Origin of the sequence: Corynebacterium frankenforstense, from assembly GCF_030211955.1 — a bacterium.
GTDB classification, from domain to species: domain Bacteria; phylum Actinomycetota; class Actinomycetes; order Mycobacteriales; family Mycobacteriaceae; genus Corynebacterium; species Corynebacterium frankenforstense_A.
The window spans coordinates 190,663-200,657 of the sequence record NZ_JASODI010000003.1; the positions used below are offsets into that span (position 1 = coordinate 190,663).

Genomic DNA, 9,995 nt, shown 5'->3' on the forward strand with positions numbered 1-9,995 from the left:
GGCTTTGGACTCCGTGTTGTTTTCCGCCCCCGCGGCCACCCCTGCTGCTTCTGGCCTGTCGCCCCGGGCCGCCCCGTCGGACGGCCATCGCCGCCGCGCCTAGCGCAGCGCGCCCTCCCGGTCGCGGCGCCGGCCCAGCACCCGCCAGACCAGCCACACCCCGCCGGCCAGGAGCACCAGCGGCACCAGCTTCATGAACCACGCCAGGCTGATGAACACGGCCATCAGCAGCGCGATCAGGGAGACACCCACGCACACCGCACCGGCGGCCAGGGAGAGCGTCGCCGAGCGACCCCAGCTGTAGTACGCCAGGCCACCGGCGAGCACGGCGATGACGAGGGTGACGGTGAAGGTGCTGAACACGGATCCTCCGGGAGACGGGTCATCGTTCGGCTGAATATTTTACCGCCCCGCCCCCGCCCGTCAGGCAGAGGGGAAAGTCGGAAACCCGCTCCTCCTAGACCTGCGGGTTCTCCATGCGCGAGCGCTTGAGCTCGAAGAAGTAGGGGTACTGGGCCAGGCGCACCGCGGCGTCGAAAATCTCACCGGCCTCCTCGCCGGTGGGCACACGCGTGATCACGGGGCCGAAGAAGGCGTTTTCGCCCAGCTTGATCACCGGGGTGCCCACCTCGTCGCCGACGGACTCGATGCCGGCGTTGTGGAACTTGCGCAGCTCGTCGTCCCAGTCCTCGGTGTCGGCGACCTTCTGGTAGTCGGAGGACAGGCCCACCTTGGCCAGTGCCTCGGCGATGACCTCGTTGTAGGCGCCGTAACCCTTCTTGCCGCCCTGGCCACCGGGGTGCACCAGCTCGCCCATGGTGGTGTAGAGCTCGTCGACCTTCTCGGGATGCTCGGTGGCCACCGCGGCGAAGACGCGGGCCGGGCCCCAATTGGCCTCCATCATCTTCATGTACTCCGGGTCGAGGTCGCGGCCGTCGTTGAGCACGGACAGGCTCATCGGCTGCCAGGTGATCTCGATGTCGCGGACCTTCTCCACCTCCTTCATCCAGCGGGAGGTCTGCCACGCGAACGGGCAGGAGACGTCGAACCAGAAGGTGACGGACTGGGTCATGGGGTGATTCCTCTCTGTCGGGTGACTTCGCGGGCCAGCCTAACCGCACTCCCGCGCCCACGGCCCGTGCGCGCCCCCGCCGGTGACTACCGTGTATGCCATGACCTCCACCAACCTCACCCGCGCCGAGGCCGAGTCCCGCGCGCGGATGCTCACCGTCAACCACTACGACGTCGATCTGGGCCTGCGCCGCGCCGCCGAGGGCGACGCGGAGTTCGGCTCGACGACGACCGTGCGCTTCACCGTCGACGAGCCCGGCGACACGTTCATCGACCTGCGCGCCGCCCGCGTCGACGAGGTGCTACTCGACGCCGCGGAGATCACCGCCGAGGCGGTCTCCTTCCGCGACGGCGCCTACGACGAGGAGAAGGGCCTGGCCCTGACGGGACTGAGCGCCGGCGAGCACACCCTGAAGGTCACCGCGCGCTGCCTCTACTCGCGCACCGGCGAGGGCCTGCACCGCTTCACCGACCCGGCCGACGGGCAGACCTACCTCTACACCCAGTTCGAGACCGCCGACGCGAAGCGGATGATGGCCTGCTTCGACCAGCCCGACCTCAAGGCCACCTGGGACTTCACCATCTCCACCCCGCTGGGCTGGACCGTGATCGCCAACGCGAAGCAGGTCACCGAGGCCCGCGAGGACACCGGCGTGGCCGTGCACCGCTCGAAGGTGGACTACCCGCTGTCGAGCTACCTGATCGCCGTGTGCGCGGGCCCCTACGTCGCGGTCACCGACGAGTGGCGCGGACACCTGACCCACCACCCGGAGACCCCGGAGGGCCAGCCGGGCGAGGACACCGAGCTGGTGGTGCCGCTGGGCATCTACGCGCGCGCCTCGATCGCCGCGCACGTCGACGCGGACAAGCTCTTCCGCGAGACGAAGCAGGGCTTCGACTACTACCACCGCAACTTCGGCTACGCCTACCCCTACGGCAAGTACGACCAGGTCTTCGTCCCCGAATTCAACGCCGGCGCGATGGAGAACGCCGGGTGTGTGACCATCCGCGACGAGTACGTGTTCACCTCGAAGGCCACCCACTACCGCTACGAGCGCCGCGCGGACACGATCCTGCACGAGCTGGCGCACATGTGGTTCGGCGACCTGGTGACCATGCGCTGGTGGAACGACCTGTGGCTCAACGAGTCCTTCGCCACCTGGTCCTCGGCGATGTCGCAGTCGGAGGAGACGGAGTACGACACCGCGTGGGTGACCTTCGCGGCCGTCGAGAAGGCCTGGGCCTACCAGCAGGACCAGCTGCCGACCACGCACCCGATCTCCACGGACGCCTCGGACATCGAGACCGTCGACCAGAACTTCGACGGCATCACCTACGCCAAGGGCGCCAGCGTGCTCAAGCAGCTGCAGGCCTACGTGGGTCGCGAGAACTTCTTCGCGGGCGTGCGTCGTCATTTCGCCGCCCACCAGTGGGACAACGCAACCTTTGAGGATCTCCTCGACTCGCTGGAGAAGGCCTCCGGGCGCGACCTGTCCGACTGGGCCGGCCAGTGGCTCAAGACCACCGGCATCTCCCGCCTGGCCCCCGAGTTCGAGACGGACGACGGCACCTACTCCGCCTTCGCGGTGGTCCAGTCCGGCGAGACGCTGCGCACCCACCGCATCGCCGTGGGCCTCTACGACCTGGGTGCGGACGGCAAGGTCACCCGCCGCAGCCGCGTCGAGGTCGACGTCACCGGCCAGCGCACCGAGGTGGCCGAGCTGGTCGGTGAGAAGGCCGCGGACCTGGTGCTGGTCAACGACGACGATCTGACCTACTGCCTGATGGGCCTCGACGAGGCCTCGCGTGCCTTCGTCGTCGAGCACATCGGCGACATCGAGTCGCCGATGGCGCGCACCCTGTGCTGGTCGGCCGCCTGGGAGGAGACCCGCGCCGGCGAGATGCCGGCCCGCGAGTTCGCCCGCCTGGTCACCTCGGCCGTCGGCGCCGAGACGCAGCTGTCGGTGGTCGAGCGCGTGCTCGCGCAGGCCACCACGGCCGTGCACCGCTACGCCGACCCCGCCTGGACCGAGGCCGAGGGCCGCGACCTGCTGTGCGACGCCCTCATCGCCGGCGCGCGCGGCGAGGACCCTGACGCCGCGCTCATCTTCGCCCAGGAGCTGACCCGGGCGCCGCTCTCCGACGCCGCGGTGGCCTACCTGCTCAAGCTTGTGGCAGCCGAGCCGGGTGCCACCGTCGGCGCCCTGACCGTTGACGCGGACCTGCGCTGGCTGGCGCTGACCGCGCTGATCGCGCACAGCCGGTACGAGGACGCCGAGTCCGCCGAGGCCGCGATCTCCGAGCTGGCCGCGGCGGACCGCTCCGCCTCGGGCACGATGTCCGCGGTGCGCGCCCGCGCCGCCATCCCCACGGCCGAGGCCAAGCGCACCGCCTGGGACGCCGCCGTCTCCGGTGAGCTGTCCAACCTGGGCATCCGGCACACCACCGAGGGGCTTACCTGGGCCGACCCCGGTGAGCTGCTGCAGCAGTTCAACGAGGAGTACTTCCGGATCGCGCCGCGCATCTGGAAAGAGTTCTCCCCCGAGATGGCCCAGCGCACCCTCCTCGAGCTCTACCCGCGCTGGGATGTCACCGAGGAGCACCTGGGCCGCGCCGACGCGCTGCTGGCCGAGACCTCGGGCGGCCTGCACCGCCTGCTGGCGGAGAACCGCGACCGCATGGTGCGCACGCTGCGCCTGCGCAAGGTGGACGCCGAGGCCGCCGGGGAGTAACCGGCGGAGGTCCGCGGGGGCGGGGCTCGGGGCCCGCTCCCCGGTCGCGGGGTCGGCCGGGAGGCTGAACGGCCCCGCTCAGGCGCGCTCCCCGGCCACCGCTGTCTTCTCCCGTCGCCTACCTAGCAAGGCCCCGTATAGCAAGCGCTCTGCTGAACCCAGCAAGGCCGCTCCTTGCTATACGGGGCCTTGCTGGATTCGCGGCTGCTCGGGGTGGCCGCGACCCAGTCGATCCGCCAGATCCACCGCAGTGAAGCCGCGGTGGACCAGCCTCGGACCGCATCCGTTCAACTGCCAAACTCTCAACCCTAGCGTCCCCACCGACTCCTCACCCGGCTTCTTCCACAGGTAGGGGTCACCGCATATCCTCGCGGCCCGGTCATCCACAGCGCTCTCCCCGTACCCGACGGGCTCCCTGCCTGCCTGCCAGAGTCCCAGGTATGAAACCACACCTGACGACTACCAAAGGAATGATCGACCTCCGCCGGCAACGAGCCTCGGACTCTGAGCTGCGGGCGGCACTCAGGGACGGATCTCTTATCCGCCTCCGCCCCGAGATCGCGGTGGACGCCGAGCACTACCGTTCATCGCCTCGCTGGACCAGGAACGCGCTCGACGCGACTGCACTCGGGCTGACTCTCGACCGCGCCGCCCTGTGCGGAAACTCCGCGGCCGTCTTCTGGGGCATCCCGGTGCTCGATCTCCGGTTCGCCCACGAGATCACGTACGGCAAGCGGCATCCGCCGAGCACGACACATCGCCGAGGCAGAAACCTCATCGTCCGGCAGGCGCACCTCGAGGACCACGAGGTCGTGGTGGTCAAAGGCGTCCGACTCACCACGGTCGGACGCACCCTGCGGGACATCGCCCGCTACCACGGGGCCATAGCCGGTGTCGTGGCCATGGACTTCGTGCTCAACGACCCCAGCTGGTCGCGCCGGCGACTCAACGAAGCGGTGCTCACCTCAGCCCGGTACCCGAACAAGTCGATCGTGCACCGCGCGGTGGACCTCGCCCGTGAAGGCGCAGGTTCGCCGGCCGAATCCCGGCTGCGGGCGATCATCGTCGAGTCGGGTCTGGTCGCCCCCGAGGAGATAGAGCTGCAGTCTAAGGTCATGACCGCGATGGGTCCGCGTTACCTTGACCTGCGCCTTCAAGGTGTCCTCGGGGTCGAGTACGACGGCGACGACAAGTACCACGGCGCGTACGGCATTCCGACCGCCCGGGCGATCCACGACGAACTCCGACGGGAGAAGGACATCCGGAACACGGGCGTCCCCCTGGTCCGCATCTGTAAGGAGCACCTCGCAGCACGCTCCGACGGAAGCTACCCGGCCATCGACGTCATCCGCGACGCCCTCGGGCGGCTCCCCGGAAACCGGGCGGCATAGAGCTGGACGATCGGCGACAAAACAACGGCGCCGCTCAGGCGCGCCGCATGAGACCGCGGCGGCTGAGCCCGCCGGCCGGGCGCCGCTCCCAGATCCAGGTCATGCCGGCCCACGCGACCGCGACGAGCAGAAACTCGACGCCGATGTAGTAGGGCCACGGACCGAAGATGTCGATGATGGAACGGCCCCGCGGCTTGCGCGCGAGGAAGCCGTAGTTGCCGCCGGTGCGCACGTTGGCGGCCCCGGCGACGGCCATCCAGACCACGCTGAACGCCATGGTGAAGCGGTAGCCGGACCAGGTGGGCCGGAAGCCGTAGCCGAAGGTGAGCACGGCGGGGATGATCAGGGCGGCCCAGTGGAAGAGCCAGTAGGCGCTCTCCTGGATGCGCCGGTCCATCACCCACGCGGCGTCGGGGGTCAGCAGCGCCATCGGGTTGAGCAGGAAGCCCCAGTAGTAGGTGATCGCGGTCAGGTGCTCCTGGCCGGTGCCCAGGGCGACCGGAGCGATCAGGCGCAGCCAGTCGGAGACGTGGAAGGGTGCCAGCTCGTCGGCGACGAAGTTCTCGCGACGCAGGATCACGGCCAGGTAGGTCACGCTGAGCACCCCGAGCACCAGCGCGGTGAGCTGCCGGGCGATCTTGTTCGCCTTCATCCCCCGGGTGCGCTTCGCGGCGACGACGAGCACGCCGGCCAGGCTGATCCCGACGACCATCACGCACAGGTGCCGGCGGTCGAACTGCTCGATGACCGGGTACGTCTCGCCGGTACGGCGGGACGTCCAGGTGCGGGTGGCGTTCGACATAAGCCGGATTTTAGCAATGAGTGGTCTTCCCCACCTCGGGACCCGGCCATTCGACTCCCCGGCGGTCACGCTGCGACCTGTCCCCCGGCGGTCACACTGCGACCTGCGGGACCGCGTTCCGCCCGACGAAGGCCCCGCTGCGCCAGGTGCGACGGCGCTCCCCCGAGAAAGCTATGTTCGACCCAGCAAGGCCCTACCCAGCAAGCAGAGGCCTTGCTGGGTCAAAAAGAGCCCTTGCTATGCGGGGCCTTGCTGGGTGCGGAGGGGACGCTGCGGACGGCGAGGAAAAACTGCAGGTGAGGTGGCGAGACTCCAAGCGGAAACTGCAGGCGCGGTCGCGAGGCCCCGAGGGGACATCGCAGGTGGGAGGCGAGGGTGCTGTCGCAGGTGAAGGGCCGAGGCTGCCGCCGGGGCTAGGGCTCCCGCCGCAGGGCGACGAAGGTGCCGCCGGTGCGGCCACGGCGCCGGTCGATCAGCCCCTCGTTCTCCAGGATCTCGAGAGCGTGGCGCACAGTCATGCGCGCGACGCCGAACTGCTCGACCATGGCGCGCTCGTGCGGCAGCCGCTCGCCCGGGGCGTACTGACCGGACTCGATCCAGGACCTCACCTCGTCTGCGATGCACAGGTAGGCGGGCTGTTTTCGGGGTCTAGCCGGGCTCATAATTTGATACTAACAGAGAATCAGTATGGCCTGATTTATCTCGTGCGCACCACAGTTGACACCGCCCACGAGCGCCCGGCGCGGCGCCCCACCCCCGGGGCGCACGCCCACCCCGGGCGCCCCGGCCCCCTACTCCGGGCGACCGCCGAAGCCCCGCTCCCCGCGCTCGCGCATGCGGGTCAGCACATTCTCCGCGGAGATCAGGCACATCGGAACCCCGACGCCGGGCAGCGTGGTCGCGCCCGCGTAGTAGAGCTCGTCGAGCTTGTCCGAGACGTTCCTCCCCCGCAGGAACGCCGACTGCCCCAACGTGTGGGCCAGGCCCAGCGCCGAGCCGCGCCACGCATGGTACCGCCCGGCGAAGTCGGCCGGCCCGATCGTGCGGCGCACCACCACCCGTCCGGCCAGGTCACCCACGCCGAGGCGGGCGCCGAGCCGGGCCACTGCGGCGTCGGCAATCGCACGCACCGTGGGCGACTCGGCCGCACCGTAGGCGTCGCCGTGGCCGATCGCCGGGTCGGCCGGGGTGGGCACCAGCATGAAGAGGTTCTCGCAGCCGGCCGGGGCGAGCGTCGGGTCGGAGGCGCTGGCCCGGCAGACGTACATCGAGCGCGCCGCCGGCAGGTCGCGGCGCCCGTCGGGCCCGGAGAAGACGGCGTCGAAGTCCGCGCGCCAGTCAGCGTCGAAGAAGAGGGTGTGGTGCAGCAGGCCCGGAAGCTCGCCGCGCACGCCGAGTAGCACGAGCACCACGCCGGGGCCCGGGTCGCGCCGTGCCCACCTGCGCTCCGGGTAGCTGCGCTTTCCGCGCGGGAGCAGGGAGTTCTCCGTGTGGTGCAGGTCAGCGCAGCTGATCACGGCGTCGGCGGCGATCCGCGAGCCGTCGGCCAGGCGCACCCCGTCGGCGCGCCCGGCGGTCGAGGTGATCGCGGTGACCTCGCAGCCGGTGCGGATCCGCACGCCCCGAGCCTCGGCGACGCGCACCATCGCCCGGCCCAGCGCCGCGAATCCGCCGCGCGGGTAGACGACCCCGGCGGTGAGGTCCGCGTGGCTCATCAGGTGGTACAGCGAGGGGATGCGCTCGGGGCGGGAGGCCAGGAAGACCGCCGGGTACTCGAGGACCTGGCGCAGCAGCGGGTCGCGCGTGACGCGCGCGGCCTTGCTGGCCAGCGGTTCGGTCAGCAGCCGGGCCAGCTCCGGCAGGCGGCGCAGCACCTCGGCGTCCACCAGGTCGGCGGGCCGGGCGAAGGTGGTGTAGAGGAACTTCTCCTCGGCGATCCGGTAGATCTCGGCCGCCTGGTCGAGGTAGGCGCGCAGCCGGGCCCCGGAGCCGGGGTCGACGGAATCGAAGAGCTCGACGGCATGGCCGGTGCGCACGTCCAGGCTGCGCCCGTTCGAGGAGTAGACGCGGTAGGCCGGGTCGAGGCGCTCGAGGCCGTACTCGGCGTCCGGGCTGGTGCCGAAGTGGGCGAAGAAGCGCTCGAAGACCTCGGGCATGAGGTACCAGCTCGGGCCGGTCTCGAAGCGGAAGCCGTCGACGGAGAGCTCGCCCATGCGCCCGCCGGGGGCGTCGGTGCGCTCGCAGACGGTGACCCGCCAGCCCTCCCTGCCCAGCAGGGCGGCGGTGGCCAGCCCCGCCACGCCCGCACCGATGACCACCGCATGGGGTGCCGTCTGCGTCATGGTTCAGCTCCTTTTCGTCAGGGTGCGCGCGAGCACGCGCGCCTTGACCGGGCCGGGCACGCGGATGCGCCCGCCGGTGACCTCGTCCCAGGTCGCCGCGTCCAGCCGGTCGGTCAGCTCGCCGTAGAGCCCGATCGCCGCGCTGACAGCCAGGCGGGCGCGCGCGGGCAGCTCGGGAAGGCTCGCGCGTGCGGCGTCGAGGTCGGCGCGGATCTCGGCGACGAACTCGCTTTTCGACGCCCCGTCGGTCACCCAGGGCACGTAGTCGCGCCCGAGTGCGTGGCGGTCGTGGCGCAGGTCGCGCAGGAAGTTGACCTTCTGGAAGGCCGCGCCGAGCCGCCGCGCCCCGGCGAGGGTCTCCTGCGCGCGCGGGCCGGTCGGCGGGCCGGCGAGGAAGACGTGCACGCACATCTCGCCGACCACCTCGGCCGAGCCGTGGATGTAGCGGGCCAGCCCGGCGCGCGTGTAGGTCGCCGGGGCGCCGGCCGCGCCAGGCTCCCCCGCCGCGCCGGGCAGGTCGGCGCGCATGGCGGCGAAGAAGGCGGTGAGCTGCTCGCCGGTGAAGCGGCAGCGCCGGGCGGTCGCGGCGAAGGCGTGCAGCACCGGGTCAGTGTGGAAGGGTTTGTCGGCCGCGGTGCGCACGGCGGCCTCGTAGGCGTCGAGGGTGGCCGCGGCGTCGAAGCCGGCGAGCCCCGCGGCGGAGTCGACGATCTCGTCGGCGATGCGCACCACCGCGTAGAGGGCGCGGATGTCGGCGCGCTGGCGGGCGGGCAGCAGGCGGGTGGCGGCCCCGAAGCTCGTCGAGTAGCACGCGAGCACGGCCGCGGCGGCGCGTCGCGCCATCGCCGCGTAGCCCGCGCGCTCCCGGTCCACTTCAGTCATGGCTGCCAGGTTAGCGGGCGGGCACCCGTGCTCCGCAGCTCAGATGACCCTCACCCGGCGCGCGGGGCGGCTCCGATCCCGTGCCTCAGGGGAAGCGGCGGGGCACCTCGGGCTCGCCGAGGCCGAGCATGAGCCGGTTGGCCCAGTTGAAGAAGGCCACCGCGTTGATCACGTCGAGCACCGAGGCCCGGTTCAGGCCGGCGGACTCGAGGGCGCGCACGTGCGAGGCGTCGAAGCGGGCGGGCGTGGCCGAGAGCGCCACCGCCGCGTCGCGCACGGCGTTCCAGGTCGCGGAGCCGGCCTCGGCGCCGGGGCCCTCGTCGAGCAGGCGCTCGACGTCGTCCTCGCGTCCGGTGGACTCGGCGAGCGTGCGCCCGGCGTGCACGGAAGCGCAGTAGACGCAGCCGTTGAAGCGGCTGGTCACGGCGGCGGCGAACTCGCGCTCGGCGCGGCCGAGCCCGCCGTCGGTGTTGTAGAAGATGTCCAGGTCGGTCAGGGTGCGCGCCCGCAGCGCCTCGGGGTCGCGGGCGAGCAGCCGGAAGTAGGGCTGCTTGGCGCGCTCGGGCTTGATCAGCGAGTCGATCTGGACCTCGGTCAGCTTCCGCTCGGCGACCGGCTCGAGCCAGGCGCGCCAGCCGAGTGCGTGCGAGACGAACCGCTTGGGCGCGTGGATGTCCGGGTAGGTGGTCAGAGGCAGGTCGTCGCTGCCTTCGACGTCGCTTTCCGACGCCGCGCCTGCCGCGGCGTCCGTGTCCCGGGTGACGGCGCAGGCGCC

The 9,995-nt window shown here is 71.2% G+C and carries 9 protein-coding genes; 2 read left to right on the forward strand and 7 right to left on the reverse strand.

All coding sequences use genetic code 11. The annotated features are described in order from the left end of the window. Positions 1-99: 99 nt before the first annotated feature. Together QP119_RS03000 and QP119_RS03005 are read right to left on the reverse strand one after the other, a co-directional pair. Entirely contained in the window at positions 100-363 is a 264-nt protein-coding gene (locus QP119_RS03000) for a hypothetical protein (protein ID WP_284773593.1), read from the reverse strand. A 94-nt stretch (positions 364-457) separates the two neighbouring features. Continuing rightward, entirely contained in the window at positions 458-1,072 is a 615-nt protein-coding gene (locus QP119_RS03005; protein WP_284773594.1) for a DsbA family protein, read from the reverse strand. 100 nt (positions 1,073-1,172) lie between these two features. Here QP119_RS03005 and pepN point away from each other — a divergent pair, with 100 nt between their 5' ends. Both pepN and QP119_RS03015 read left to right on the forward strand, forming a co-directional pair. Then, complete coding sequence (pepN, locus tag QP119_RS03010; protein WP_284773595.1) at positions 1,173-3,803, forward strand: aminopeptidase N; 2,631 nt, start codon at positions 1,173-1,175, stop codon at positions 3,801-3,803. A gap of 440 nt (positions 3,804-4,243) precedes the next feature. Next, positions 4,244-5,194, forward strand: a complete 951-nt coding sequence (locus tag QP119_RS03015) for a hypothetical protein (RefSeq protein ID WP_284773596.1) — start codon at positions 4,244-4,246, stop codon at positions 5,192-5,194. 34 nt (positions 5,195-5,228) lie between these two features. Here QP119_RS03015 and QP119_RS03020 read toward each other — a convergent pair whose 3' ends face one another. The 5 genes from QP119_RS03020 to QP119_RS03040 form a co-directional block, all read right to left on the reverse strand. Then, positions 5,229-5,996, reverse strand: a complete 768-nt coding sequence (locus QP119_RS03020) for a TIGR02206 family membrane protein (RefSeq protein ID WP_284773597.1) — start codon at positions 5,994-5,996, stop codon at positions 5,229-5,231. A 413-nt stretch (positions 5,997-6,409) separates the two neighbouring features. Then, positions 6,410-6,658, reverse strand: a complete 249-nt coding sequence (locus tag QP119_RS03025; RefSeq protein ID WP_336620399.1) for a GntR family transcriptional regulator — start codon at positions 6,656-6,658, stop codon at positions 6,410-6,412. Positions 6,659-6,787: 129 nt separating this feature from the next. Next, positions 6,788-8,338, reverse strand: coding sequence for a phytoene desaturase family protein (gene crtI / locus QP119_RS03030; RefSeq protein ID WP_284773598.1), 1,551 nt, complete (start codon positions 8,336-8,338; stop codon positions 6,788-6,790). A gap of 3 nt (positions 8,339-8,341) precedes the next feature. Then, positions 8,342-9,220 (reverse strand): phytoene/squalene synthase family protein, encoded by an 879-nt coding sequence (locus QP119_RS03035; protein WP_284773599.1) that lies wholly within the window; start codon positions 9,218-9,220, stop codon positions 8,342-8,344. An 85-nt stretch (positions 9,221-9,305) separates the two neighbouring features. After that, the coding region (locus QP119_RS03040) for an alkylhydroperoxidase domain protein (protein WP_284773600.1) at positions 9,306-9,995 on the reverse strand (690 nt) is incomplete at its 5' end.